The sequence below is a fragment of the Streptosporangium sp. NPDC001559 genome (assembly GCF_042893955.1).
Classification (GTDB): Bacteria; Actinomycetota; Actinomycetes; order Streptosporangiales; family Streptosporangiaceae; genus Streptosporangium.
Genome location: NZ_JBIAVG010000004.1, coordinates 448,167 through 473,203 on the forward strand (window position 1 = coordinate 448,167; position 25,037 = coordinate 473,203).

The 25,037-nt window shown below is 68.7% G+C and carries 31 protein-coding genes; 8 read left to right on the top strand and 23 right to left on the bottom strand.

Annotated elements, in window-relative coordinates; all coding sequences use genetic code 11:
• Positions 1-5: 5 nt before the first annotated feature.
• Genes ACFYY8_RS12130 through ACFYY8_RS12150 form a run of 5 tightly spaced genes read right to left on the bottom strand, consistent with a single transcriptional unit; the run spans position 6 to position 5,031 of the window.
• Entirely contained in the window at positions 6-1,319 is a 1,314-nt protein-coding gene (locus ACFYY8_RS12130) for a DUF4910 domain-containing protein (RefSeq protein ID WP_390039890.1), read from the bottom strand.
• Positions 1,309-2,352, bottom strand: a complete 1,044-nt coding sequence (locus ACFYY8_RS12135; protein WP_390039892.1) for an NAD-dependent epimerase/dehydratase family protein — start codon at positions 2,350-2,352, stop codon at positions 1,309-1,311. The genes ACFYY8_RS12130 and ACFYY8_RS12135 overlap by 11 nt, the downstream gene beginning before the upstream one ends.
• A gap of 5 nt (positions 2,353-2,357) precedes the next feature.
• Positions 2,358-3,008, bottom strand: a complete 651-nt coding sequence (locus tag ACFYY8_RS12140) for a PIG-L deacetylase family protein (protein ID WP_390039894.1) — start codon at positions 3,006-3,008, stop codon at positions 2,358-2,360.
• Entirely contained in the window at positions 3,005-3,799 is a 795-nt protein-coding gene (locus ACFYY8_RS12145) for a sugar phosphate nucleotidyltransferase (RefSeq protein ID WP_362912586.1), read from the bottom strand. Before ACFYY8_RS12145 ends, ACFYY8_RS12140 begins: the two co-directional genes overlap by 4 nt.
• Positions 3,796-5,031: a class I SAM-dependent methyltransferase gene (locus ACFYY8_RS12150; protein WP_390039897.1), complete on the bottom strand. Its 1,236-nt coding sequence runs from the start codon at positions 5,029-5,031 to the stop codon at positions 3,796-3,798. The genes ACFYY8_RS12145 and ACFYY8_RS12150 overlap by 4 nt, the downstream gene beginning before the upstream one ends.
• 131 nt (positions 5,032-5,162) lie before the next feature.
• Here ACFYY8_RS12150 and rfbC point away from each other — a divergent pair, with 131 nt between their 5' ends.
• Positions 5,163-5,762: a dTDP-4-dehydrorhamnose 3,5-epimerase gene (gene rfbC, locus ACFYY8_RS12155; protein WP_390039899.1), complete on the top strand. Its 600-nt coding sequence runs from the start codon at positions 5,163-5,165 to the stop codon at positions 5,760-5,762.
• 148 nt (positions 5,763-5,910) lie between these two features.
• Here the strand turns inward: rfbC and rfbD are convergent, their stop codons facing one another.
• The 7 genes from rfbD to ACFYY8_RS12190 all read right to left on the bottom strand — a co-directional run bounded on the left by rfbD (position 5,911) and on the right by ACFYY8_RS12190 (position 12,405).
• A complete protein-coding gene (rfbD, locus tag ACFYY8_RS12160; protein ID WP_390039901.1) occupies positions 5,911-6,768 on the bottom strand; it encodes a dTDP-4-dehydrorhamnose reductase in 858 nt (285 codons plus the stop codon).
• Positions 6,765-7,766: a dTDP-glucose 4,6-dehydratase gene (gene rfbB, locus ACFYY8_RS12165; protein ID WP_390039903.1), complete on the bottom strand. Its 1,002-nt coding sequence runs from the start codon at positions 7,764-7,766 to the stop codon at positions 6,765-6,767. Before rfbB ends, rfbD begins: the two co-directional genes overlap by 4 nt.
• On the bottom strand, positions 7,763-8,830 hold the full coding sequence (locus tag ACFYY8_RS12170) for a glucose-1-phosphate thymidylyltransferase (RefSeq protein ID WP_390039904.1): 1,068 nt from the start codon (positions 8,828-8,830) through the stop codon (positions 7,763-7,765). Before ACFYY8_RS12170 ends, rfbB begins: the two co-directional genes overlap by 4 nt.
• A gap of 2 nt (positions 8,831-8,832) precedes the next feature.
• The gene (locus tag ACFYY8_RS12175) at positions 8,833-10,287 is read right to left on the bottom strand and encodes a sugar transferase (RefSeq protein ID WP_390039906.1); all 1,455 of its coding nucleotides are present in this window, start codon (positions 10,285-10,287) and stop codon (positions 8,833-8,835) included.
• Positions 10,288-10,539: 252 nt separating this feature from the next.
• Positions 10,540-10,896, bottom strand: a complete 357-nt coding sequence (locus ACFYY8_RS12180) for a hypothetical protein (RefSeq protein WP_390039908.1) — start codon at positions 10,894-10,896, stop codon at positions 10,540-10,542.
• A 40-nt stretch (positions 10,897-10,936) separates the two neighbouring features.
• Entirely contained in the window at positions 10,937-11,557 is a 621-nt protein-coding gene (locus ACFYY8_RS12185; protein WP_390039910.1) for a GntR family transcriptional regulator, read from the bottom strand.
• Positions 11,554-12,405 carry a DMT family transporter gene (locus ACFYY8_RS12190; protein ID WP_390039912.1) on the bottom strand — a complete coding sequence of 284 codons (852 nt, stop codon included), beginning with the start codon at positions 12,403-12,405 and terminating at the stop codon, positions 11,554-11,556. Before ACFYY8_RS12190 ends, ACFYY8_RS12185 begins: the two co-directional genes overlap by 4 nt.
• Positions 12,406-12,505: 100 nt before the next feature.
• Between ACFYY8_RS12190 and ACFYY8_RS12195 the strand changes: the two genes are divergently transcribed.
• Complete coding sequence (locus ACFYY8_RS12195; protein WP_390039914.1) at positions 12,506-12,946, top strand: ribonuclease domain-containing protein; 441 nt, start codon at positions 12,506-12,508, stop codon at positions 12,944-12,946.
• A 6-nt stretch (positions 12,947-12,952) separates the two neighbouring features.
• Positions 12,953-13,453 (top strand): barstar family protein, encoded by a 501-nt coding sequence (locus ACFYY8_RS12200; protein ID WP_390039916.1) that lies wholly within the window; start codon positions 12,953-12,955, stop codon positions 13,451-13,453.
• A 33-nt stretch (positions 13,454-13,486) separates the two neighbouring features.
• Here the strand turns inward: ACFYY8_RS12200 and ACFYY8_RS12205 are convergent, their stop codons facing one another.
• The 7 genes from ACFYY8_RS12205 to ACFYY8_RS12235 form a co-directional block, all read right to left on the bottom strand.
• On the bottom strand, positions 13,487-13,708 hold the full coding sequence (locus tag ACFYY8_RS12205) for a BldC family transcriptional regulator (protein ID WP_390039918.1): 222 nt from the start codon (positions 13,706-13,708) through the stop codon (positions 13,487-13,489).
• A 13-nt stretch (positions 13,709-13,721) separates the two neighbouring features.
• Positions 13,722-13,955 (bottom strand): hypothetical protein, encoded by a 234-nt coding sequence (locus ACFYY8_RS12210; RefSeq protein ID WP_390039920.1) that lies wholly within the window; start codon positions 13,953-13,955, stop codon positions 13,722-13,724.
• A gap of 284 nt (positions 13,956-14,239) precedes the next feature.
• On the bottom strand, positions 14,240-14,557 hold the full coding sequence (locus ACFYY8_RS12215; protein ID WP_390039922.1) for a hypothetical protein: 318 nt from the start codon (positions 14,555-14,557) through the stop codon (positions 14,240-14,242).
• 53 nt (positions 14,558-14,610) lie between these two features.
• Entirely contained in the window at positions 14,611-15,006 is a 396-nt protein-coding gene (locus ACFYY8_RS12220) for a hypothetical protein (protein ID WP_390039924.1), read from the bottom strand.
• The gene (locus ACFYY8_RS12225) at positions 15,003-15,209 is read right to left on the bottom strand and encodes a hypothetical protein (RefSeq protein ID WP_390039926.1); all 207 of its coding nucleotides are present in this window, start codon (positions 15,207-15,209) and stop codon (positions 15,003-15,005) included. The genes ACFYY8_RS12220 and ACFYY8_RS12225 overlap by 4 nt, the downstream gene beginning before the upstream one ends.
• A 65-nt stretch (positions 15,210-15,274) precedes the next feature.
• Positions 15,275-15,583 carry a hypothetical protein gene (locus ACFYY8_RS12230; protein ID WP_390039928.1) on the bottom strand — a complete coding sequence of 103 codons (309 nt, stop codon included), beginning with the start codon at positions 15,581-15,583 and terminating at the stop codon, positions 15,275-15,277.
• 34 nt (positions 15,584-15,617) lie between these two features.
• Complete coding sequence (locus tag ACFYY8_RS12235; protein ID WP_390039930.1) at positions 15,618-16,826, bottom strand: helix-turn-helix domain-containing protein; 1,209 nt, start codon at positions 16,824-16,826, stop codon at positions 15,618-15,620.
• 1,067 nt (positions 16,827-17,893) lie between these two features.
• Between ACFYY8_RS12235 and ACFYY8_RS12240 the strand changes: the two genes are divergently transcribed.
• Genes ACFYY8_RS12240 through ACFYY8_RS12250 form a run of 3 tightly spaced genes read left to right on the top strand, consistent with a single transcriptional unit; the run spans position 17,894 to position 20,482 of the window.
• The gene (locus ACFYY8_RS12240) at positions 17,894-18,580 is read left to right on the top strand and encodes an ATP-binding cassette domain-containing protein (RefSeq protein ID WP_390040092.1); all 687 of its coding nucleotides are present in this window, start codon (positions 17,894-17,896) and stop codon (positions 18,578-18,580) included.
• The gene (locus tag ACFYY8_RS12245) at positions 18,577-19,800 is read left to right on the top strand and encodes a hypothetical protein (protein ID WP_390039932.1); all 1,224 of its coding nucleotides are present in this window, start codon (positions 18,577-18,579) and stop codon (positions 19,798-19,800) included. The genes ACFYY8_RS12240 and ACFYY8_RS12245 overlap by 4 nt, the downstream gene beginning before the upstream one ends.
• Positions 19,801-19,849: 49 nt before the next feature.
• Entirely contained in the window at positions 19,850-20,482 is a 633-nt protein-coding gene (locus ACFYY8_RS12250; RefSeq protein ID WP_390039934.1) for a hypothetical protein, read from the top strand.
• A gap of 171 nt (positions 20,483-20,653) precedes the next feature.
• Here the strand turns inward: ACFYY8_RS12250 and ACFYY8_RS12255 are convergent, their stop codons facing one another.
• The 4 genes from ACFYY8_RS12255 to ACFYY8_RS12270 form a co-directional block, all read right to left on the bottom strand.
• Positions 20,654-20,980, bottom strand: a complete 327-nt coding sequence (locus ACFYY8_RS12255; RefSeq protein WP_390039936.1) for a hypothetical protein — start codon at positions 20,978-20,980, stop codon at positions 20,654-20,656.
• A gap of 266 nt (positions 20,981-21,246) precedes the next feature.
• Positions 21,247-21,738 (bottom strand): GNAT family N-acetyltransferase, encoded by a 492-nt coding sequence (locus tag ACFYY8_RS12260; protein WP_390039938.1) that lies wholly within the window; start codon positions 21,736-21,738, stop codon positions 21,247-21,249.
• Positions 21,739-21,778: 40 nt separating this feature from the next.
• A complete protein-coding gene (locus tag ACFYY8_RS12265; RefSeq protein WP_390039940.1) occupies positions 21,779-22,498 on the bottom strand; it encodes a hypothetical protein in 720 nt (239 codons plus the stop codon).
• A 202-nt stretch (positions 22,499-22,700) separates the two neighbouring features.
• Complete coding sequence (locus ACFYY8_RS12270; protein WP_390039942.1) at positions 22,701-23,276, bottom strand: TetR/AcrR family transcriptional regulator; 576 nt, start codon at positions 23,274-23,276, stop codon at positions 22,701-22,703.
• Positions 23,277-23,352: 76 nt separating this feature from the next.
• Between ACFYY8_RS12270 and ACFYY8_RS12275 the strand changes: the two genes are divergently transcribed.
• Complete coding sequence (locus ACFYY8_RS12275) at positions 23,353-23,922, top strand: dihydrofolate reductase family protein (RefSeq protein WP_390039944.1); 570 nt, start codon at positions 23,353-23,355, stop codon at positions 23,920-23,922.
• Between the two features lie 226 nt (positions 23,923-24,148).
• Positions 24,149-25,030 carry an NAD(P)-dependent oxidoreductase gene (locus ACFYY8_RS12280; RefSeq protein ID WP_390039946.1) on the top strand — a complete coding sequence of 294 codons (882 nt, stop codon included), beginning with the start codon at positions 24,149-24,151 and terminating at the stop codon, positions 25,028-25,030.
• The last annotated feature ends 7 nt before the right edge of the window (positions 25,031-25,037 follow it).

Here is a 25,037-nt window from a genome sequence, read left to right on the forward strand (position 1 = left end):
CTCCACTACTCCTTGAGGAGTCCTGCACCACGCAGGGCCTGTGCCGCTTCCGCCACGATGGCGAAGGGCAGGTCTGACTTTTCGGCGATGTCGAGCAGGGTGTGCTCCCCGTCGGAGAGGTTCAGCACCCACAACATCGCCATCTGGGCCTGCTTGGTGTCGCTACGGCCCCCCAGCGAGCCGTACAACCCCCGCCGGCCGAGCTGCGGCTCGCCGTACGGGCTGAGATTGAGGTAACGGCGGTTGCCTTCGAGCACCCGCGTCACCTCCCAGCAGGTCTCCAGCGTGTCGGCCATCGCCTCGGGCGAGACGAAATCCGGGTTGTCGCCCGAGGTGTGGTACTCCGGGTATCCGGCGTACGGCGTCCTGGTGAGAGAGCCGACGGGCAGGTTGAACCCGGGCGAGCAGTACTGCCGCTCGTCGTAGCCGTACGGGGAGAAGTCCACGACCGTGTGCTCACGCCCCGAGGAGCGCAGAACGTGCCGGACCGCCCTGTCGATCTCGGCGTCGGCGCGCCTGCTGCGCTTGTAGGTCAGCGATCCGCTGTCGCCCGCGCAGGCCAGCACCAGGCCGTGCTTGACGCGCCCGGCGCGCTCCCTGTTACGCGCCAGCCAGGTGATGGCGCCGACGGTGCCCGGTGCGAACACGAACCGGTAGGTGTAATACGGGTCGCTCCGCGCGAGCCGCCGGGCGAGGCGGGTGGCGACCGCGACGCCCGCGAGGTTGTCGTTGGCCAGTGAGGGGTGGCAGACGTGGCAGGAGATGAGTACCTCGTCGGTGCTGCGCCCCGGCACGACGTGCTCGCCGTAGGTGAGGTGACCGTCGGCGAGCGCCGAGTCGATCACCACCTCGTACGGCCCCGGCCCCATCGCCGCCAGGGTGTTCTCCCTGAGACAGAAACCCCAGGTCTCGGCGTAGTAGCTGGTGCGGTACGGAATCAGATCCGGCTGCTCGGGCAGGGTGTGCAGGTGCCCGCGCAGCTCGTCGAGGGTCATGGTCGCCGAGACCGGCACGCTGTAGCCGACCACGTGCAGGTTCGACTCGGCGAAGTCGATCACCCGCTCGCCCGAGGGGTCCTTGACGTAGGCGTCGCGGATGTTCCACTCTCTGGGCACGGTCCAGTCGAGGACCTCGGTGCCGGTCGGCACCTCGCTGATCTCCAGCGGGATCTCCCCGGAGACGATCTCCAGCGTACGGCGCAGCCCGTCGCCGGTGATGCTCCTGCAGAGCGGGTAGAGCCGCTCGACCAGGGCGTGCATCTCGCGGCCCTCGGTCTCGCGGCTCTCCCCTGCTGCCGTCTGGGGGACGTCAGTTGTCACCGACGCCCGCCTCACGTGGTCTCATCGTCTCGTCCACGGTGCCGTCGGCGCTCCTGGCGGCCAGCTTGGCGAGCCGGGTGAAGCTGTTCTTGAACAGGTCCTCGGTCATCCCGAACCTCCGGTAGGCGTCGACCAGCTCGGCCGCGCCCGCCTTGACGCTCCAGCTCGCCTCGTAGCCGGGCAGCGCCTCACGGATGCGGGAGAAGTCGACCCGGTAGGAGCGCGGGTCGGCGCCCGCCTCACCGGTGATCACGAGCTTGGAGCCGGGAACCGCCTCGACGACCTCGGCCGCGATGTCCGCGACGGTCACGTTGTTCTGCTCGGTGCCCACGTTGAACGCCTTGGCGTGTACGGCCTCCCGCGGGGCGGTCAGCGCCAGCACGAACGCCTCGGCGATGTCCTTGGCGTGGACCAGCGGGCGCCAGGGGGTGCCGTCGGACAGCACCCGCACCTCGTTGGTCAGCAGGGCGTGGCCGACCAGGTTGTTCAGCACGATGTCGGCGCGCAGCCTGGGCGAGAACCCGAAGGCGGTGGCGTTGCGCATGAAGACGGGGGTGAAGTCGTCGTCGGCCAGCGCGGTCAGGTCGTCCTCGACCCGGACCTTGGACTCGGCGTACGGCGTCACCGGGCGCAGCGGCGCCTCCTCCCCGACCAGTCCGTCGCCGCCGGAGGCGCCGTAGACGGAGCAGGTCGAGGCGTACAGGAACCGCCGCACCCCGGCGTCCCTGGCCAGCTTGGCCAGTCGCACCGAGGCGTGGTGGTTGATGTCGTAGGTCAGCTCGGGCGCCAGCGACCCGAGCGGGTCGTTGGACAGCGCGGCCAGGTGCACGACCGCGTCGATCCCGGCCACGTGTTCGGCGGTGACGTCACGCAGGTCGACCCGGTGCCCGGCGGGGTCGGCCGGAGCGGGTCCCAGCAGGCAGTCGGCGAACAGCCCCGAGTCCAGGCCGATCACCTCGTGGCCCGCCTCGGTGAGTGCCGGGGCCATCACAGTTCCCAGGTAGCCCTGGTGCCCGGTCAGCAGCACGCGCATCCGGTTCATCCTCCAGCCAGGTCGAGAGTCATCTTGCTTGTGTAGAACGCCTCCGCGTAGCGCGATTGGCACTCGATGCCGCGGATGCGGGCCAGCCCCAGGAAGGCCTCACGGTCGTACCAGGGGCGTTGCCGTTGTGAGGGGTAGTGCTGTTGGAGCAGGGTCACCTTGGCCTCGGCCACCTCGGGCGTCAGCGGCTGGTAGACCGAGGGCCGCCCGAGGTCGCCGTCCCATTTGACGATCTCGTAGCCGAGTGCCTGGTGACCGCGGAAGGCGGTCGGCACCAGCTTGGCCAGGCCCCGGTGGTCCTGGTGGGCGTCGGCCGGGTTGGGGGCGAAGACCAGGTCGGGGTCGGTCCCGGCGCGCAGGTCCTCCACCGCGGCCTTGGCCTCCTCCCAGTTGGCGGGCAGCCGCCCGTCGGGCATCTTGAGCACGGTCAGCCGCAGGTCCGCCCCGGGACAGAAGGCGGTCAGCGCCGCGTGCTCCTCCTCCTCGCGCTCGGTGCCGCCGCCGGAGAGCACCAGGGCGTCGACCCTGAGGCCGGGACGCGCGGAGCAGAGGGTCAGCAGGCTGCCGCCCGCGCCGATGGCGAGGTCGTCGCAGTGGGCGGCCAGCAGGACGACGCCGCCGACCGCCGCGGGCCGGAATCCGATCATCTGGACCGCACCTCCGGTTCGCGTTCCCACAGCGCCCACGGCCGGTCGCCCCTGGAGTAGGCCTCGTCGAGCGCGATGCGCTCCTTGACCGTGTCGGTCGGCTTCCAGTAGCCCCGGTGCGGGTAGGCCAGCAGCCTGCCGCGCTTGGCGAGCTGACCGCAGCCGTCGGCGACGAGGTCACCACCCGGCGGGATGTGGTCGAAGACCTCCTGGCGGAGCACGAAGTAGCCGCCGTTGATCCACAGGGGCATGTCGCTGACCGGGGTGATCCCGCCGACCATGCCGTCCTCGCCGAGTTCGATGCAGTGGAAGGTCTCCGCGGGCGGGACGACCATCATCGAGGCTCCGGCGTCCGAGGCGGCGAAGCGGTCGATGATCTCCGGCAGCGGCGCGTCGGTGAGCACGTCCGCGTAGTTTGCCAGGAAGATCTCGTCTCCGTCGAGGTGGTCCCGGACCCTGCGCAGCCGTTCGCCGATCGGCGAGTCGATCCCGGTCTGCACGAACGAGATCGACCAGTCGGAGATGTCGGTGGACAGCAGTTCCACCTCGCCCCCGCGCAGGACGAAGTCGTTGGAGGTCGTCTCCTGGTAGTTGAGGAAGAAGTCCTTGATGTGGTGCGCGCCGTACCCGAGGCACAGGATGAACTCGGTGTGCCCGAAGTGGGCGTAATAGCGCATCACATGCCAGATCAGCGGCCGGGGGCCGACGAGCTGCATCGGCTTGGGCACGTCGCCGGGGGTACCGCTGCGCATCCGCGTGCCGTACCCGCCGCAGAAGAGGACGACCTTCACGGGTTCACCTCGACTGTCTCCAGGTTCGGGATGGGGAAGACCAGGCGACCGCCCCACTCGTGGACGTAGGCCAGCTGGGCGGAAAGCTCCTCGCGCAGGTTCCAGGGCAGCACCAGCACGTAGTCGGGCCGGTCCTCGGCGATCCGCTCGGGCGCCACGATCGGGATCCGCGTGCCGGGGGTGAACCTGCCGTGCTTGTACGGATTGCGGTCCACGGTGTAACGCAGCAGGTCGGGCCGGATCCCGCAGTGGTTGAGCAGCGTGTTGCCCTTGCCGGGGGCGCCGTAGCCGACCACGGTCTTGCCCTGCTCGGCGGCCTCGACCAGGAACCTCAGCAGGTCCCGCCGTACCCGGGCGACCCGGGCGGCGAACTCCGCGTACCCGGACAGCTCGTGCAGCCCGGCCGCCTTCTCCGCCGCGAGCACCTCGACCACCCGGGAGGTGGGTTCGCCCGCGACCTCCTGGGGACGCGCCCACAGCCGGATCGAGCCGCCGTGTGTGGGCAGCAGTTCGACGTCGACCAGCGCCAGCCCGCCGGAGGCGAGGGCGCGCTGCGCCGAGGCGACCGTGTAGTACTGGAAGTGCTCGTGGTAGATGGTGTCGTACTGGTTGAGCTCCATCAGCGTCAGCAGGTGCTGCACCTCGATGGAGACCCAGCCGTCGTCGGCCACGAGCGCGCGCAGCCCCTGGGTGAACCCGATGACGTCGGGAATGTGGGCGTAGACGTTGTTGGCGACCACGAGGTCGGCGGGACCGTGCTCGGCCCGCACCTCGGCGCCGGTCTCCGGACCGAGGAAGGCGGTCAGCGTCGGCACGCCCCTGTCCCTGGCGGCCTGGCCGACGTTCTTCGAGGGCTCGACGCCCAGGCAGCGGACGCCCCGGTCGACGACGTGCTTGAGCAGGTAGCCGTCGTTGCTGGCCACCTCGACCACGAACGAGTTCTCGTCGAGCCCGAGCCGGTCGGCCGCCCCGTCGACGAACCGCCTGGCGTGCTCGACCCACGAGGTCGAGTAGGAGGAGAAGTAGGCGTACTCGGTGAAGGTGTCCTCGGGAGTGATCAGCGGCGGGATCTGTGCCAGCCAGCATCCGGTGCACACCCTCAGGTGCAGCGGGTAGGTCGTCTCCGGCTCGTCGACCTGCTCGGCGGTGAGGAACAACTCGCAGGGCGGCGTCGCCCCGAGGTCGACCACGCTGGCAAGACTCGTGGACCCGCACAGGCGGCACGTTGTCATCAATACGCTCCCTCGCCGCGCGACGCGGCTCGACCGGTGGCTTGCAAGATCGTTCCAATGAGGGCGAACCCTAGGATTTCGCCCCGCGGTCCTGGGGTGTTACAGCCGCGCGCTGTGTCATGCTTCCGCCCATGGAACCCCTGAGCATCGACGGAACCTGGTGCCACACCCCGCGTGTCCACACTGACCCGCGCGGCGCCTTCCTGGAGACCTACCGTGCCCATGACCTGCGGGAAGCCGTGGGTCACGCGATCGATCTCGCACAGGTCAACTGCTCGGTCTCCCGGCGCGGCGTGCTGCGCGGCATCCATTTCGCGGACGTGCCTCCTGGGCAGGCGAAGTATGTCACATGCCTTTCCGGGGCCATCCTCGACGTCGTCGTGGACATCCGCGTCGGCTCGCCGACCTTCGGCCGCTGGGAGGCCGTACGGCTGGACGAGGAGTCCCGGCGCAGCCTCTACATCGCCGAGGGGCTGGGACACGGGTTCATGGCGCTCAGCGAACAGGCCACGGTCTCCTACCTGTGCTCCGAGCCGTACGCCCCGGGCCGCGAACACGGCCTCAACCCCCTGGACCCCGACCTGGGCATCGAGTGGCCCGTCGGCTTCGACCCGGTCCTCTCCGACAAGGACGCCGCCGCCCCCACCCTCAAAGAAGCCCTCGAAGCCGGCCTTCTCCCGACCTACGAGGCGTGCCAGGCGTATTACCGGAAACTCGCCACCCAAAGCTGATCCGGTGTCGTGCGTGAGGAGCGTCGGCTTGGGCGCGTCGGTGCTTGGACTGAGGAGCGAAGGAGCGCAGCGGATGAGCGACGAGGGAAAGCATCGACTCAGGGCGCCCAAGCCCCGCGACGCCGAAGGCGGAGCAAAGAAGCACAGCTTAATCACTGACCAGGACTTTCGACTCTCGCAGGGCCTCTCGCCAGTCGCGCATCGGCGGTAGACCGGCCGTGGCCCAGCGGTCGTGGCCCAGCACGCTGTAGGCCGGGCGGGGCGCGGGGCGCGGGAACTCCGTTGAGGAGACCGGCCTGATCCGCCCCGGGTCTGCGCCGAGCAGTGTGAAGATCTCCCGGGCGAGTTCGTACCAGCTCGCCCGCCCCGAGCAGGTGGCGTGGTAGACGCCGGGCTCCGGGGCGATCTCGGCCAGTTCGATGATCCGGGCCGCCAGGTCACCCGCCCAGGTCGGCTGGCCGAGCTGGTCGTCGACGACGTCCAGGGTCGGCCTGCTCCCCTCCAGGCCCGCGATCGTGCTGACGAAGTTCCCGCCCGCCGCGCCGTACAGCCAGGCGGTGCGCAGGACGTAGCCGGTGTGCGGCAGCGTGTCCAGCACGGCGCGTTCCCCGGCCAGCTTGGTCCGCCCGTAGGCGTTGACCGGCGAGGTCGGCGCGTCCTCGGCGTACGGCTCGACCCCGGTGCCGTCGAAGACGTAGTCGGTCGAAGGCTGGACCATGAGCGCGCCCAGGCGCTCGCACGCCTCGGCCAGCACCCGCACACCGTGCCCGTTGACGGCCAGCGCCTCGTCCTCGTGCGTCTCGGCGTCGTCGACCGCCGTCCAGGCCGCGCAGTTGACCACGACGCCGGGCCGGTGCTCGGCGACCACGTCCCGTACGGCCCGCTCGTCACGCAGGTCGAGATCATCCCTGGTGAGGGCGACGACCGACTCGTCCCGCGCGCGCAGCAGGCCGAGCAGTTCGGCGGCGAGCATGCCGGAGGCGCCGGTGACCAGCCACCGGCTCATCCGTTCTCCCCGGCGACGGCCCGCTCCAGGGCGATCTTCTCCTCGGGGGTCCTGTCCTGGGCCTCGGCTGCGGCCTTCCACCAGTCGGGGTTGTCGGCGTACCAGCGGACGGTCGCGGCCAGGCCCCGTTCGAACGGCACCGAGGGCCGGTAGCCGAGGGCACGCAGCCGGGAGTCGTCCAGGGAGTAGCGGCGGTCGTGTCCCTTGCGGTCCTCGACCCGCTCGACCATGTCCCAGTCCGCGTCGCACGCCTCAAGCAGCAGGGTGGTCAGCTGGACGTTGGTCAGCTCCGCCGTACCGGCGATGTGGTAGACCTCGCCGGGTTCGCCGCGCTCGGCGACCAACCTGATGCCCGCGCAGTGGTCGGCGACGTGGATCCAGTCCCTGACGTTGCCGCCGTCGCCGTACAGCGGCACCTTGCGCCCCTGCAGGAGATTGGTGACGAACAGCGGGATGACCTTCTCCGGGTACTGGTTGGGCCCGTAGTTGTTGCCGCAGCGCGTGATGGAGACCGGCAGGCCATGGGTGACCGCGTAGGCCTGGGCGATCATGTCGCCGCCCGCCTTCGCCGCCGAGTACGGCGAGCGCGGCCGCAGCGGCGCGTCCTCGGCCCAGGAGCCGACGTCGATCGAGCCGTAGACCTCGTCGGTCGAGACCTGCACGACCTTGGGGGTAGAGGCTTCGAGGCAGGCTTGCATGAGGGTCTGCGTGCCCAGCACGTTCGTCCTGACGAACTCCCCGGCGCCCGCTATGGACCGGTCCACATGCGATTCCGCGGCGAAGTTGACGACGACGTCGTGCCCGGGGACCACCTTGGCGAGCAGTTCCGCGTCGCAGATGTCACCGAGCACGAACCTGTGCGGGACGCCTCGCAGGTTCGCGAGGTTGCCCGCGTAGGTGAGCTTGTCGAGCACCGTCACCGAGACACCGTCCGCCGCGAGCGTGCGGACGTAGTGGGAACCGATGAAGCCGGCCCCACCGACGACCAGGACCTTCATGAGCTGATCTGCACCTTGCTGTGATCGCCCAGCACGAGGCGGTGGGCTCTGGGGGTGTTGGGAGCGGGGGTGACCTCGACGTCGTGACCGATGAGCGAGGCCTCTATCCGGGAGACCCCGGAGATCGAGGCCCTGGGCAGCACGATCGAGTATTCGATCTCGCTGCCGTCGACCACGCAGTCCGCGGCGATCGAGGTGAAGGGACCGACGTAGCTGTCCAGGATTCGCGCGCCCGCGCCGATGATCGCCGGGCCGACGATGCGGGAGCGTTCGACCACGGCCCCCGGTTCGACGACCACCCGGCCGATCAGCTCGCTGACGTCGTCCACCCGGCCTTCCAGGCGGGTTTCGAGGGATTCGAGCACCAGCCGGTTGACCTCAAGCATGTCGGTGACGTTGCCGGTGTCCTTCCAGTAGCCGGAGATGACGGACGACTCGACCCGGTGGCCTCGTTCGATCAGCCACTGGATCGCGTCGGTGATCTCCAGCTCTCCGCGCCACGACGGCTTGAGCTCGGCGACGGCCCGGTGGATCAACGGGGTGAACAGGTAGACGCCGACGAGCGCGAGGTCGCTCTTCGGCTCGGCGGGCTTCTCCTCAAGGCCGACGACCCGGCCGTCGCCGTCCAGCTCCGCGACGCCGAACTGCCTGGGGTCGCCGACCTGGGTGAGCATGATCTGCGCGTCGGGCCGGTCCTGGGTGAACCGGTCGACGACGCCGCCGATGCCGCCGACGATGAAGTTGTCGCCGAGGTACATGACGAAGTCGTCCTCGCCGAGGTAGTCCCGGGCGATCAGCACCGCGTGGGCGAGCCCGAGCGGTGCCTGTTGCCGCAGGTAGGTGACCTGCAGGCCGAGAGCGGAGCCGTCACCGACGGCCGCCTCGATCTCCGCCTGCGTGTCGCCGACGACGATGCCGATCTCCCTGATCCCGGCCGCCGCGATGGCTTCGAGCCCGTAGAAGAGCACGGGCTTGTTGGCCACCGGGACGAGCTGTTTGGCCGAGGTGTGGGTGATGGGCCGGAGCCGGGTGCCCGACCCCCCGGCGAGCACGAGAGCTTTCACAGCTAGTAAGCCCCTTCTCCGCCCATGACGGCGCTCCATGTCTTCCACAGGATCTGCAGGTCGAGGAAGAGCGACCAGTTCTCGACGTAGCGCAGGTCCAGGCGGACCGACTCCTCCCAGCTGAGGTCGGAGCGTCCGCTGACCTGCCACAGTCCGGTCATGCCCGGTTTGACGACCAGGCGGCGGCGCACGTCGGCGCCGTACTGCGCGACCTCGCTCGGCAGCGGCGGGCGCGGGCCGACGAGGGACATCTCCCCGCGGACCACGTTGAGCAGCTGCGGCAGCTCGTCGAGGGAGTAGCGGCGCAGGAACGCCCCCACCCGGGTGATTCTTGGATCGTTCCTCATCTTGAAGAGCACACCGTCGAACTCGTTGCGCTGCTCAAGGTCGACCTTGAGCCGTTCGGCGTTGTTGACCATCGTGCGGAACTTCACGACGTTGAACTCCCGGCCGCCCCGGCCGACCCTGACCTGCCGGAACAGCGCGGGCCCGGAACTGGTCGTCCTGATCAGCAGGCAGATGACCAGCATCGGCACGGACAGCAGCAGCAGCGCGAAGCCCGCGGCGGCCTTGTCGAACAGGCTCTTCGCGAGCTGTTTGGCGCCGTCGAACTCGGGGTGCTCCACGTGCAGCAGCGGCATTCCGGCCACCGGCCGGATGCTGATCCGAGGTCCGGCGACCTCCATGAGGGCGGGCGCGACGAAGAGGTCGGTTCGCGCGTCCTCAAGGCCCCAGGCGATCCGGCGCAGCGCGACGCCGTCCAGCTCGGGGCAGGCCAGGATGGCCACGGCGTCGGCGTCCACCTTGGCGACGACGGCGGGGACGTCGCTGAAGCCGCCGAGCACGGGGATCCCGTCCACGTCCATGTCGTCGGGACCGGAGGGCAGGCAGGCCGCGGCCACGGTCATGCCGTGGTGGGGTTGCCTTCTGAGTTGCATGACCAGGTCGAGCACCGACTCCCGGTGCCCGACGGCGACCACCTGACGCATGTACTCGCCGAGGGCGCGCCTGCGGTGGAGCCGCTTGCGCATCCAGTAGCGGAAGGCGACCGTGAGCACCAGCGCCAGCGGGAGCATGGCCATCACGAAACTTCGGGCGATCAGGGCCTGTGTGGCGTACGCCCCGATCGCGACGGCGGCCGTCAGTCCTACCCCGCCGTCGAAGACCGCACGGAACTCCTCCGTCCCCTCGCCGTGCGCGCGCTTGCGGTAGGCGCCGCCGACCGCCAGGAACAGGGGCCATGCCAGGGCGAGACCGAGCCCGAACAACGCCTCCGTCCTGGGGATGAAGGCGCCGAACCAGAGTCGAACTCCAAGGACGGTCTCACACGCGACAACCGCGCACGCGAGATCGCCGGCCAACAGAATCCGCGCATAGGACCGCGTCCAGATACTTGGAGCGGTCCGCACTGAATCGCCGAGGAGCGTAGCAGCGGGCTCCTCTGTCCCCACTCTCATACCACCCCACCCAGATGCCCCATCGTTACCAGGTAACGGGACGCGCATCTCATTTCATTGGTTGACAGCTTTCCCGAATGCACCAGGAGCGTGGAAACCCACTGAAATCCTAGTGATCACCTCTGGGCAGGGGAATACAGCCTTACTGTCCACTACTGGCCGAAGAGGGACAGAAGGAACGCCTTGACGGAACGGTCCACGCGTGCACGATTACCACCTGGTTGGCTTGGGGGCGCGCCGGACCGCACGACGTCAGTCGTACTCGAAGTCGGGCAGCGGATTGGGAGGATCAGGGCTGCGCCAAACCACGACATGACCCTCACCGAGGCTCTCGACGGCCTCACCGAGCCGCTCCACGTCGAAGTCAGGCAGGTACCGCAGGCGCGCGAGGAAGGTGGTGTCAATTGCCGATTGTGGCACCACACATCCCTGTCCACCCCGGTTAAGTAAAATGTACAGTATGTCCGACTCGGTTTCCGAGTCACCCTCCACACGAACTTCGACGACGTCCTCCCAGGCGAGAGCGTCGACGCTGCCGTCCGCGTAGTGACGGGCCACGCCTTCCTCCGTGACGTACACGTAGGAGTCCGGCACTGAATTGCCGTGCATGGCCGCGATTGTGACGACTACCGGGCGCCGGGTGCAAGCCTCATTCGCCCCAGCCGTGATCCAGATGCGCCGCCACCGCCCGCCTCGCCTCCTCCGGCGACCCCTCTCCGATCGCGTCGAGCAGCTCCCGATGCTCGGCCACCAGCACCTCCCGGTCGGGATAGACCGCGCGCAGCCGTACCAGGCCGAGACGGGTCTCCGCGGCGAGCGAGGTGTAGAGCCGCTCAAGACGCGGGCTGCCGACCGCCACGACGAGGGCCTGGTGCAGCGCCATGTGCTCGGCCACCATCTCCGACCAGGGCGCGTCCGCCGGCAGCGCGGCCATCCTGCCCAGCGCCGCGTCCGCCTCCTCGACCCTGCGCCCGGCCAGCGTGACGGCCATCAGATCCTCAAGGGGGCGCCTGACGAACATCAGGTCGTCGAGATCGGCCACGGTCACCTCGACGACCTGCGCGCTGCGGTGCCGTTCCCGCCTGAGCAACCCCTCGTGCACGAGTACGGCCAGCGCCTCCCTGACGGTCGGGCGGGCGACGCCGTACAGGGCGGACAGCTCCTGCTCGGGCAACGGGGTCGCCGGGGGGATCTCCCCGGAGAGCACCCGCCTGCGCAGCGCGTCGGCGAGGGCGTTCACAGCGGAGACAGGGCGCAGGGGAACGGTCACGCGGAAGACCCTAACGCCGCCACGCGTTCGGGAAGGGCGACCACCACCAGGCTCGCGCCGAGCAGGACCAGGCCGCAGGCCGAGACGAGCGTGAGCCGCTCACCGAGCACTACGACACCGAGCAGCGCCGCGACCGCGGGCTCGGCCAGGGCGAGGGTCGCCGCGGTGGCCACGGGCGTCACCCGCAGGCCCCTGCCGTACAGGACGTAGGCGAACGCGGTGGAGACGCAGCCGAGATAGACGGCGGTGAGCAGACCACGAGGTTCGGCCAGCCAGGCGGTGCCCGTCCACAGCAGGACCGGCAGCATCACCACGGCCGCGCCACCGAACATCGCGGCCATCACCGCGTCGGAGGGGACCCCGGTGGCGATCACCCTGGCCGCCGTCACCGCGTAGAACGCGTACAGCAGACCGCCGAGCAGCGCCAGCAGCACCCCGTCAAGGCGCACCTGCCCTCCCCCACCGGTCAGTACGGCGCAGCCCGCCACGGCCGCCGCCGTCGCCGTCGCCCAACGCCCCGAAGGCACCCGCCTGTCGAACAGCCAGGACAGCAGGCCGGTGAAGACAGGGCCGCTGCCGATGGCGACCACGGTGCCGACGGCCACCCCGGTCCTGCCGACGGCGGCGAAGAAACAGAGCTGGTAGGCGGCCACGGCCAGGGCGGCGAGCGGGAGCATCCCCCCTCGGGGCAGCCGGGGCAGGAGCTTGCGCGCGGCGACCACCAGCACCAGCCCTCCGAGGACCAGTCGGGCGGCGGCCAGGGAGACCGGATCGACTCCGGCGGCGAGCATCCCCACGGTGCCCGCGGTCCCCCAGAGCACGGCTGCGGCGACGACGGCGAACTTCATTCGGACATTGTCTGACAACTAGACAATATCTGTCCAATCCTTGCGTCGGCCACACAACCCCGGCCGTTTTTCCTGACGTGGTCACGGGTACCTTGGCCAGGTGACACCTCGGGGAACCGCCGCTCTCGTCTCGTCCGCAGTGCTGTCCTTGGTGATGGCGCTGTCCGGATGCACGACCACCAAGCAGCCGGCCCGCGCCAGCAGCGCGCCCGCGGCGAGCCCGACCAAGCGCCCCGGCTCACAGGCCGAGGGCACGATGCCCACCAGGACGCTGTCGGCGCTGCCTCCCGAGGCCGCCGCCACCTGGAAGCGCATCCGGCAGGGCGGCCCCTTCCCCTACTCCCGCGACGGGGTGGTCTTCCAGAACCGGGAACGCCGCCTGCCCATCAGGCAGCAGGGTTACTACCACGAGTACACCGTCCCGACCCCCGGCAGCCGCGACCGGGGAGCACGGCGCCTGATCAGCGGCGACGGGACCCGGGAGCTCTACTACACCGGCGACCACTACCGGACTTTCGTCATCGTCGACGTACGGAGGTGACCGACGTTGCCCAGGGGAACGTTCGAGGAGGGGCCGGCCGCCCAGGAAAGCCTGCGCACCCTGCGCGCCATACGCGGACCGCAGGACCCCACGGTCGCGAAGGCGACGGAGATCACCGAGTCGTCCTCGGGGGCGCCGCGAGTCTCCAGGGTCACGGAGGTCCCCGAGGTTCCCGGGGTCGCCGAGCAGGTGGAGACCGACCACGGCGACGCCGTCGCCCACCGGGTCGACGGCTCCGGGATCACCACCTCGGCGGAGGCCATGTCGGCGATCGCCGAGGCCCTGTCGTTCCCCGACTACTTCGGGCACAACCTCGACGCCCTCTACGACTGCCTCACCGACCTCGAATGGCTGCCCGCCGGTGAGCACCTGCTGGTCTGGACGCGTTCCTCGACACTGCGCGAGGCCGACCCGCCGGCGTTCGAGTCGATCCGCTCCGTCCTCTCCGACGCCGTCGCCGACGACACCGCCTCAGCGGCGTTCCTCTCGGTCCTCCTCCCCGACTGACCCACGTCTTTCGCGGCTTTTCTGGATGCCGGATCAGCCGACGTTGAGCAGGGCGTTGATGTCACTCTCCCGATAACGCCGCTGCCTGCTGGGCGTCCTGACCGAGGGAATCTTCCCCGTGAGGGCCCACCGGTTGACGGTCTTGGGGTCCACACCGAAGATCCGGGCGACCTCACCGGGAGTCAGGAGACGTTCGGTGGTGCCGGGCCCGGTGGCGAAGGTGCCGTCAGGGGCGACGGCCTTGAGGGGGGACATTGGAGGGACTCCTTCAGTAGCGGCTGCGGTGGATGATCTCGTCGTGCCGGGCCAGTGCTCCGGCGAGGCGGCGCAGTGTCGTACGGCCGAGCATGTCTCTGGCTCCGGCTTCGCGCTGGTCGAGGCGCAACGGCCGGTACCGGATGGCCCACCATCTGGGCAGGCCGGGCAGGTGGAGGTGTTCGTACCGCCAGCCGGGGTGGGTGCTGACGAGCAGGTCGATCAACCGTCGTTCGTCGTCGGTCATGGTCGTCCCTGGGTGCGGGAGTGGTTGGGGGCGGCCCTTTTCAGGGGGCGGGTGCCCGGCCCCGAGCCGGGGAGCACGACGGCCGGGCACCCTGGAGGAGGACCGGCCTTCCGCAGCGGAGACCGGTGCGCCAGACGGCTCCCTCTTCCCCAGCACACTCGGCGTGTGCGGGAACCGTCTCGCGACGGGTGTGCGACCCAGGTCCCTCCCACCTGCAGCCGCACGTTCACGAGGTACGGCGAGCGACGGGTGGGATGACGTTCCACCGCCCGCCGTACCGGCTTTCAGGAACGCAGCAACCTGCGCAACGCCGTAGCCCGACCCGGCGCAACGGCCTGACCAGGACATACGGCCTGAACGGTCCGGGAGACCCGGGCGGCCCGAATCTGGATGGCACGGGCGACGGCAACGGCCTGAATGCTCGGCGGCACCACCGGAGGCACCTGGGCGCTCAACTTACGGTCCAGCTCCTCGACGGACTCCGCCCGAACCAACAACACGTCCCCGGCGTACGGCCTGCCGAACAGGACACTCCGGTAGGCGCTCCACAGCCCGGTCGTCGAGCTGTGGAGCACCAGCCACCCCGGGTGGGCCGCCTGCACGGAGTCACAGGTTCGATCGGAAAACCCAGAACCTTGACGAGGAACCCAGGCCGTCATGCCGCCCTCCCATCCGGCGAACGCCCTCCGGCGGACACCGTCTCCCCGCCGGACACCTCAGCGACCGTCGCCACGGAAGTCTCTCCCCGCCTACGGGAAACCCCGCCACGAACCGACGCCGGGGAAGACCGCACCGCGAGCCGCATCGCCTTGATCATCTCCGCCTCCCGCATCCGCTCCTCCAACCCCTCACCCGTGACGTCCTCGACGATCACCGGACGCGGGCCGTCCCAGACGGCCATCGCGTAGAAGCAGCGGCGCCCCAGGCTGTAGAGCACCGTCCAGTCCGCCCACGCCCGATCGATCCGCTCGGCCTCAGCGCGGGCCGGACCGTCCCACACCCGCCGATACACCACCGCGTACGGCAGCCCGTCCCGATGCCGCCCGGTCACGACGGCACCCCCTCAGCGATCTCCTCCTGACGGGCCACGGCCTCCCGGACCTCCTCGAAGGTGTCGGCGTCCACCGTCGGCTCCGCGCCCGCCCGCAACGCCGTACGCGGGAACGCCCGGTTGCGGATCGCCCAGAACCGTCCGGCGTCACTGATGATCAACCGCCATCCCGGGATCGACTGAACGGGTCTGGCGTTCTCCATGGGTCTCACTCCTTTGTGATCAGAAACCCGTCCGGGCGTCGTGAATGCCGGGTGGTCGGCGCGCATCAAGAAGCGACCTCTCGAAGCACGAACATGATGCGGTCGGCTGCTTCGGCGGGATTGACGACCGGTCCGATGAGCCCGCCCCATGCCCACTGGAAGGTGCCGTCCTGGCACACGACCTCGTCGTGCATCTCCGCCTCGGCGGGGTTGTTCACGCGCAGAACCGGCTGCTTCGCGGTGCCGAGGATGTCGGCGGCCCATGAGTGGCCGATGAGTTCGGCGCGCAGTCGCTCAAGCTGGAAGGCGGCGTCAGTGCCGCGTCGATCCCCATGGACACGGAACGTAGTCGCGTGGGAACAGTCGGAGTTCACAGATGTGAACTCCGACGGGATTGGCCGGATGCGGTCAGTGAGGGAGGCCCATACGAGCAGCCATGCCCCGGACTTCCCGCCCCTGAGAAGTGGACAGCGGACGCCCGAGCAGATGGAGCACCGTCTCCTGCACGACAGGGTTGTTACGAATGATCTGCGGGGCGATGTGCTCAGCCTTCCTCAGTTCGGTGACCGCACCGGGAAGTTCGCCCTTCAGATGAGCGAACGCCCGCCCACGGTCGGCGTGGAAGACCGCACGCCGCTCCATGTTCGGCATCGGCCCGAGCACCACCCCGGACGAGACCGTAACGGCCTGACCGTAGTCACCGTGCTCCATGGCGATGGCGATGTCCCACAGCGCCACATTGGTCGGGCCGAACGTGCCGAAGGCGTTCTGACGCTCGCCCAGCCGTACCGCCACGCTCCGCGCCTCGGCCAGGTGATCCGCAGCCAGGCCGGACCTGCTGATGGCCGCAGCCGACAGCGCCGCCGTCAGGTGCAACATGCCGTACAGCTCGCCCGCGTCCCTCGACCCGGTGTGCGGCTCAAGGCGGTCGGCGGCGGCCGAGGCGATCCGCAACGGCCGATCCCAGTCGCCCTTCGGCATGGCCCTCGCCCGCAGATACGCGGCATAGGCGGTCGTCAGGGGCTCATCCAGCAGCGTCGCCGCCTCATTCGCCCGAGCCGCCGCGAGATAGGCCAGGTCCTGATGGCCGAGCGACTTCAGGGTCGTCACCCCGGTCTCGTGGCACGCCTCGATCAGCAGCCGCAGCGCACGGCGGCGGTTCGCCTCGCCGCCTGTGGCCGCGTGCCAGTGCAACTCGTCGATGACGGGAGCCACGAGTTGCGCACGGCTCACGTAGTCCGCGGAATCCCGCATATCGGCTATCTCACGGAAAAGGACGGTGTGCAGGACGTCGAGAGGACGCGCCTGATCCGTGGCCGGGTCGTTGAGGGTGTTACCGGTCAGGGCCGCGCGCACGATGGGCACCACCCGGTGCGGGCCGGACTGCTCGGGGTCCCTGCCAAGATGCGGAGCACCCACGAGTTCGGTCTCCGAGACCCGAAGGGCCGAAGCCAGCGCGGCGATATGGGACCGGCGATCGAGAATCCGCTGTCCACGCTCGGCCATCGACAGAAAACTCTTGCTCAGTCCGGCCTGCCCGGCGACCTGTTCCAGGCTCATCCTCCGCCAACGGCGCAGCGCCCTCAGCCGGGCTCCGATGGTGGCTTGATCGTGCATACGCCCAGCACCTCCGGGAGTGTCAACACCTCCCTCAGGCTACGGTGCGCACCCTTCACCACGAGGTGACAACGCCTTTCCAACCGCCGGAACCATGACATGAATCTCCGGCAGGGAAGCACCGTGCGACCTTCTTGAGTGGAAGTCCACGCCGACGTCCACGAGGCCTTCCTCAAGGAAGGCCGTGCCCTGATCTGTCGACGCCGTCTCAGCTCGTCCCGTCAGGAGATCCATGAGTGTCGGCGGCTAAAGAGTACTTGAAATTAGCGGTGGAAAACAAATCTATTCCGGATATCGCGACCGATGATGTCGAGCCCGGTCGCAGTGCGTCCACTTATGGGTGCGCAACGTTGACCGGGATGCATCAGGATGGTACAGGGAAGTGCGATATGGAGGCCCAATACCCCAGTAAGGGCGCTTATCTAAAGAGTTACCGGTTGCTTAGATATGGGAATGATGATGAAATCATTCCTGGCAATAGCTGCGGACGCCAGTCCTGACAAGAAGCGACGCCCGCAGCGCATCGGAGATGCAGGGAAAGGATACATCCCATAAAGTTCACAGTCGGCCTCAAACGGGCCGGAGCCACCTTGGCAGTGGCTGCGGTCGCGCTCACCGGCATGTCCTCCACCGCCAGCGCCGGCGGCACGTCTCCCGCGTATGCAGGTTGTTACGCTCAGTGGTGGAACACGGCCTTTACTGGGAGGTGCGTGAGTGCCGACTACTACCTCAAGATCTGAGTCTACGCCGACTGCAATAACGAGCTGGACAAGGAGCTCGGCCCGTACAATATCGCGCAAGGCGCAACGAAAGACTTCGGCAGCGGTGACTGTACGTTTAAGGTGAACAGCGCAGACCTTCTCTTCAACTGACCCGCAAATGCATCCCGCGGGAAGCCACGCAGGCTCTGATCAGATTCACGGCTGAAACCGGGGAATTCGTTTGATCTGCGGGTGTCCGCCCATGGCGGGCACCCGCATTGAGTGAGGATTGCATTGGACCATATCGTCGAGCTTCGCGGAATCCGGCAGGGGTACGGCACCCGTGATGTCATCGCCGGCCTGGACATGGATGTCAAGCCGGGAGTGCTGGGCTTACTGGGGCCCAACGGTGCCGGTAAGACGACTCTCCTGCGGACGCTGGCCACTGCGATTCCACCACGGCAGGGAACCGTACGCATCTGCGGGTCGCTGGTTGACTCATCACGCGCGGCGCGACGGGTGCGGCATAATATCGGATATCTCCCTCAGCATTTTGGGTTCTATCCGAGTTTTTCCGTATATGACTTCGTACGGTACTGCGCGTGGCTGCGCGGCGTTCCCGGGTCCACGGTGGATGCGGCGGTGCACGAAGCCATCGAGTTCGTCGACCTCGCAAGCCGGCGGAAGGACACGCTGAAGTCCCTGTCGGGAGGCATGGTTCGCCGCTGCGGCATCGCTTCGGCCATCGTGGGGTGGCCGAGGCTCGTGCTGCTCGACGAGCCGACCGTCGGCCTCGACCCCGCGCAGCGACTTGAGTTCCGTTCCGTCATCCGCAGGCTCCGTGAGGCCGGAACCGCGGTCGTCCTCAGCACGCATCTCGTGGAGGACGTGGCGGCGGTCTGCGACACGGTTTCGGTGCTGCACGAGGGACGGATGATCTGGCAGGGGCCGCCTGACCGCCTGGCCGCCTCCGCCCGCCCGGAGGTGGAGGCCGACACACCACTGGAGCGGGGTTACATGAGCGTCCTCACCAGGCGGGGGGCTACACCGTGAGACGCGCGTTCTGGATGGAGGTCCGCCGCTCTCCTTTACGGTGGTGGCTGCCGGTCCTCGTCGCGCTGGACGTCGCCATGCTCTTCGGCAGGAGCACCTGGTGGATCGGGGTGTGGCCGGAGGCCAGCGCCGCAGCCCAGGTCCCCGCTCAGTTCTTCGGGATGATCCTCGGCGGTGGCGCCGCGTGGGTGGCCGGACGTACGCGCCGGACGAGCATGACCGAGCAGTTCGCCGTGTCGGTCAGGCGACGTTGGCGGATCGAACTCCTGATGCTGGCAAGCACGGTGTGCTACGGGTTCGCGGCGTACACGCCGGGCCTCGTCCTGGCCGCCGTCGTGAGTTTTCCCGAGGCCGGGCCGGGATTCCTGTGGCCCTCCTATCTCCTGCTCGGCGCCTGCCTCATCCTCCTCAGCGCCTCCGTTGGGCATCTGGCGGGGAAGCTGTTCGCGTCTCGCATCGTGCCGCCTCTGGCGACGGCGGTGATCCTTTTCGGCCTTCAGATGAACGGCCTGGTGAGCTTCTTCGTACTCTCCGGCCATGCCAATCTTGAGGTCTCCGCCTCCGCGCTCGTCCTGCGGTTGTCTTTCGCTCTGTTCGCCGCGGCGCTGGCCGTCGTGCTCCCATCGGGACGACCCGTGGTTCAACTGTCCGCGGCACTCACCGGAGTTCTCCTTCTGACCGTCGTCGCAAGCTCGGGCCCGGTGCAGGTTCCGCGGACGGCCACGGAGCAGCCGCTGTGCTCCTCCGGTGCCCCCAAGGTGTGCGTGTGGCCGGAGGACCGCAAGCACCTTGACTCCGTTCGCGCGATGGTCACCCGTCTACTCTCGCTGCCCGGCGGTGTGGTCAGGTTTCCCGATGCCGTCTACCAGGAGGGATTGCGCGCCCGGGATCAGCAGGGGGTGGGAAACGGATTTCAGTTCCTCGCCGGAGACATGTCCGTTCCCATGTACCTGTCCGGCGTGGTGCTCGATCACACGCTGCCGGACTGTGACATCCCCGCGCGGAACAAGGCGCGTTACTACCACGAGGTCTTCAGCCTCGACGCCTACTTCCAGGTGCGGGCGTACGGAGACACGAGGGCGCTGGGGGACGGCGGTGGCCCTCCGGGGGTGGACATGAAGGCAATCGTCCGGGTCGCCGGGCTGCCGGTGGAGAACCAGGCGGCCTGGGTGCGCGAGAGGATGGCGGCCATCCGGGGTCTCGGGGTCTGCCATGGATAGGACGGACCTGCGGAGATACGCACAGGCACATCACCTCGGTCCTGTCGCCGTGGGTTGTCTGGCGGCGACGGTCGTCGCGGCCTGGGCGGGCGCTCACACCCTCGTCATCCCCTCCGCGAGCAGTCAGGGATGGACCGAGATGGCGAGCTCCGTCGCGACCCCCCTGCCGTTCGCCTTTCTGATCGGCGGCGGTCTGCACAGCGCCATGGCGTCGTTGGAGCAGACGGCGGGCTCCCGTCTGATCAGGGCGGAGATCGAGCACATCGCGGGCGCGATCCTGTTCGCCGGCCTCCTGCTCGGTTCGGCGACATCGGTGACCGGTTCCGCCGTGGGCGCCGTGGAAGCGGTGCGCAATCTTCTTCTCTACGCCGGTCTGGCCCTTGTCTCCGGCCGGGTGTTCGGGCGGGCGCTCTCCTGGATCCTGCCGCTCGCCGACTTCGTCGTGCTCGACTTCTGGGGAATGGTCGGGCCCCACCCTGCCTGGTGGGCGTGGCAGTACCAGGCCTACGACCACGCCGTGGCATGGATCGCGTCGGTGGGGTCCTTGACGATCGGCGTCGCGGCGTTCTGCGTTCGTGGGGTCCGTTCCGGACTGTGGCCATCACCCGGAATCATGGGCGTCCGGGCCAAAGCCGAGAGTAACCGTGCTGAGATACAAGGCTCGGCGTCGCGTCACGGCTAAGGGTCCTGACGACGGCGACCTTTCATGGCTTCAGCCGGCCACCCGTGACCTCTCATTCGACTACGGCGAGAGATCAAAGCACAGCTCATCAACCCCCGGAGGGGTCCCGTCCCGCCCCGGACCACGATCCTGGCACCGGTGCGGGTGCCAGGGGTGTGCGTCAGGGGCTGCTCACACGGCCATCGGGCGTGAGCTGTTGCGGGGCAGGAGTGCCTCGGTGCGTCGGACGGCTCCGGCGACCGAGTTGGCCGTCGCCACGCAGTGGGCGCAGAAGTTGCCCTTTCTGCCTGGCTCGCAGGTGCAGAACCAGCGCAGGTCCTCGTCGATGATCTGGAACCGTACGCATGCGGCGTCGTCGTCGACCTCCGCTGTGATCAGCGTCGGGCAGAACCTGACGAGCTGGACGGCGCCCGCGCTCTCCAGGTCGCCGCCGTGAGCCAGCGCCTCCTGTGACGCCAGCTTCGCCTCGAAGCCGATCAGCCTCGCGATGTCATCCACCGTGGATCGCCTCCCCCTTTCTCAGTGTGGACGCGCCTTAGAAGCCAAAGGTTCCCGTTTCCGAGAAAACTCTATATTTCCCGAAAAATGATTAGCTTCCGCCCCCCATGTTGTTCATCAGCTGTTGGTACGGCGCCCACTCCGGCACCCGTCTCCCCGCCCCGACCAGGGCGTCAAGCACAGATATTGCAGCTATCGACAAACTCCCCTATAGCGCGAAAAATCCTGCTTTGGGGTCCGTATTTTGGCCCGTACGGTCCACTGGATCAGTCCGTGGCCAGACGCGCGTGCCGTTCCACGTCGTGCCGTACGCCCCCGTAGTTCAGTTTGGCCCGCTCGACCCCCTCGGCCGGGAAGCCCGCCCGGGTCGCCACCGTACACGAGGCCGGGTTGTTCATCCGGTGCCCGAGTTCCAGGCGGAACAGCCCCCGTTCGGCGAAGGCCCAGCGGGCCAGTTTGGTGACGGCCGCGACCGCCACTCCCCGGCCCCTGGCCTGTGGAACCGTCCAGTAGGACACCCAGCCGGTGTCGTGCGCGTCGATGTTGCTCACCGCGACGTTGCCCACCACCTGGCCGCCGGAGACGACCGCGAAGGCGTGGGCGTCGTCACGGAAGCCCCACGTCCCCATCCATTCGAGCGCGGCCCGCCGCGTGTCGATAGGCCGTGCCGCCTGGTCGGCCATGTCGGGCGACCCGAACGCGCCGATCACGACCCCCACGTCGTCCGGGCCCCAGCCGCGCAGCTCCACCTCAATCATGCCGTGCAGGGTATTTCCCCCGGTCCTTCGCGAAAAGGCCTCAGACCGCGAAGCGGTAGATGTCCCTGAGCCAGCCCTCGTGGTGGGAGCAGACCCCGGGAAGACCGCCGGACATGCTCACCCTCTCGTCCTGGCACATGACCAGGTAGCCCCGGCCCTCGGAGAAGTTGTCGATGCAGTCGAACACCTGGCAGGCCTCCGCCACGGGCGTGGTCACCCTGGCGCCCGACGTGCAGTAGGTGAAGCCGTAGGTGTTGACGGGCGCGCCGCACAGCGTGTCCCCGGTCCCCGGCGGAGGAGCCGTGACGGTGACGGTGACGGTGGGGGTGGCCTCGGCGACGGGAGCGAGGGTGACCGTCTCCCGCACGGTCTCCCTGACCGTCACGGTCACCGTCGGCGTGGCGACGGGCAGCGGAGCGGCGGGTACGGCGGGCGGAGCGGTCACCGCGACACGGGGGGCGCCGCTCCTGCGGTAGGAGCCGGTGCCGAGATATCTCTCCTGCCAGCCGGTCATGCCCGCTCCGACGGTCAGGGCGACGTCGACCGTTCGGCAGACGCGGGCCGCGCAGACGCGCTGCTTCACGGCGAACCGCCTGGCGACGCCGTACGTGCTGGTCACCCGAGCGGAGAGGTAGGACTTCCCGCCGACCTTCAGGATCGAGGTCTTCACCGTCTTGGTCCCGGTGGCGACCGCCCGAGCGCCCGCCGCCCGCACTCCCTCGGCCGAGGCCGCCTCGCGCACGTCCGCCGCCGAGCTCACCGAGCTTACCGATGAGGTGGAAAAGCCACTTTCTCCACTTAACTCACCAAGCACTCCAAAAGCCACTAAAACCGCCATGGCGACCCCGGCGATCAGTGCGAAAATTCTCATATCACCACGAATATTCTGTTCATCGAGGTTTCACGAAACGACAATTCTCGCCACTTATATCACGCTTTGTAGTGCTTTACCGTCGAAACGGTCACCCCTCAGGGATGAGGCGCTCAACCGCGCGTTCGACCAGCTCACGTGCCTGTTCCTCACCGAAGACCCCGGGCAGCGTGAGCCGTTCCACGATCAGCCAGTTCATGGCCAGATAGAGCAGGGTCACCGCCGTGGCGTCGCCGGGAAGTCCCGAGTTCAGGTGATAGCCGATGTTCGCGTCGACGTCCGCCCTGATTCTCGGAGTGAGCACGTCACACAATCCGGGCCTGCGGGTCGCCTCAAGACGCAGTTCGAGCAGGGCCAGATAACCCGCCCGATAGGTGCTGACCCGCTCGACCAGCTCGTGCATGAGCTGCTTCACCCGCTCACGGTCACGGGCGCCCTCAAGGCTCCTGGCCACGGTCTCGGCGTCCGGCTCAAGGTGCTCGTAGACGCGTACCCCCGCCTGGGTCAGCAGGTCGTCGCGGTTGGCGAAGTAGTTGGAGGCCGTACCGCCCGGCACCCCCGCCTGGGCGTCCACGGCACGGAAGGTCAGGCCACGCGCGCCCTCGCGGGCCAGTACGTCGATGGCGGCGTCGAGCAGCGCGGCCCGTCTCGCCTGGTTCTGTCGCATCTCGGTTGACACCACTCCACATGTAGTACTACGGTCCAAACCACTACGAACATAGTACTTCAAACGGAGTGAATGTATGCGAAAGCTCGTCTACTACATCGGCGTCAGCATCGACGGCTACATCGCGGGACCCGGCGGCGAGTACGACTTCTACCCCCTGGCCGACGACATGACGACGTGGATGAACGCCAGGTATCCGGAGACCGTCCCCGCCCACGTCCGGGCGCACGTCGGCCTCGACGCGCCGAACAACCGCTTCGACACGATCCTGATGGGGCGCGGCACCTACCAGCCCGCCCTCGACGCCGGGATCACCAGCCCCTACTCCCACCTGGAGCAGTACGTCGTCTCGACCACCATCCCCGAGATCACCGACCCCACGGTCAATCTCGTCTCCGGCGACCCCGTGGAGCTGGTCCGCGCCCTGAAGAAGGAGGACGGCCTGGACATCCTGCTGTGCGGAGGCGGCAAGCTGGCGGGCTCCCTGCTCCCGGAGATCGACGAAATGATCGTCAAGAGCTACCCCGTCGTCGCGGGCGCGGGCGTCTCGGCCTTCTCCGGGGTCTTCGGTCCCACGCTCTTCGCCCCGGCCGCGAGCCGCTCCTTCAGCAACGGCGCGACCGTCACCTGGTACGACAGGGCCTGAGCGGCCTTACCCGCCAAGGCGGATCCTCGCGACGCCTCCGCCGTACACGCGTTGTCCGAGAGGCGGCCGTGACCTGCGACCTCCGCAGGTGGGAGCCGCATCGCTTACCGGGAGGTAAGTAGCTGACAGGAGAGTGGGTACTTGAGGAAATCCTGGCCGGGAACCAGCATCGAAACGTCCCCGCCGGCAGGACATCCCCTTTCCCAGACTCAGAGACGGATGGAAGATGACACACGACCACCGTGTCCCGGTGACGGTTCTCGGCCTGGGGCCGATGGGCCAGGCGCTGGCGGGCGCCTTCCTCGACAACGGCCACCCGACGACCGTGTGGAACCGTACGGCGGGCAAGGACGAGACCCTGGTCGCCAGGGGCGCGGCCAGGGCGGGCACCCCGGCCGAGGCCGTCGAGGCGAGCCCGCTGACGGTCGTCTGCGTGATCGACTACGACGTCGTGCACGCGATCGTCGAACCCGCCGGGCCGGCCCTCAAGGGCAGGGCCCTGGTCAACCTCACCGCCGACACGCCGGAACGCTCCCGCCGGGCCGCCGCCTGGGCCGAGGAGAACGGCGTGCGCTATCTCGACGGCGCCATCATGACCCCGACGACGTCCATCGGGGGTCCTGAGGCCGTCATCCTGTACAGCGGGCACCAGGAGACCTACCAGGAGCACCGCGCGACGCTGGGGGCGCTGGGCGCGGGCGGCGTCTATCTGGGCGCCGATCCCGGGCGGGCCGCGTCCTACGACGTCGCCCTGCTCGACCTGTTCTGGACGTCGGTGAGCGGCCTGGTCCACGCCTTCGCGCTGGCCAGGGCAGAGGGAGTGTCAGCCAGGGAGCTGGCCCCGTTCGCCAAGGGGATCGGCTCCCTGCTGCCCGTCGCCATCGACGAGTTCGCCCGCCACGTCGACGAGGGTGACCACCCCGGCGACGCCTCGGCGCTGCTGTCCGCCCTGGCGGGGATGGACCACATCGCCCACGCCTCCCAGGCGAGGGGACTGGACACCGGGGTGATCGACGCGGCCAGGGCGGTCGCACGGCGGGCCGTCGAGGCCGGTCACGGGGGTGACTCCTTCTCCCGTCTGGCCGAGACCGTCGCCCGGCCCGCCTGAGCGGACC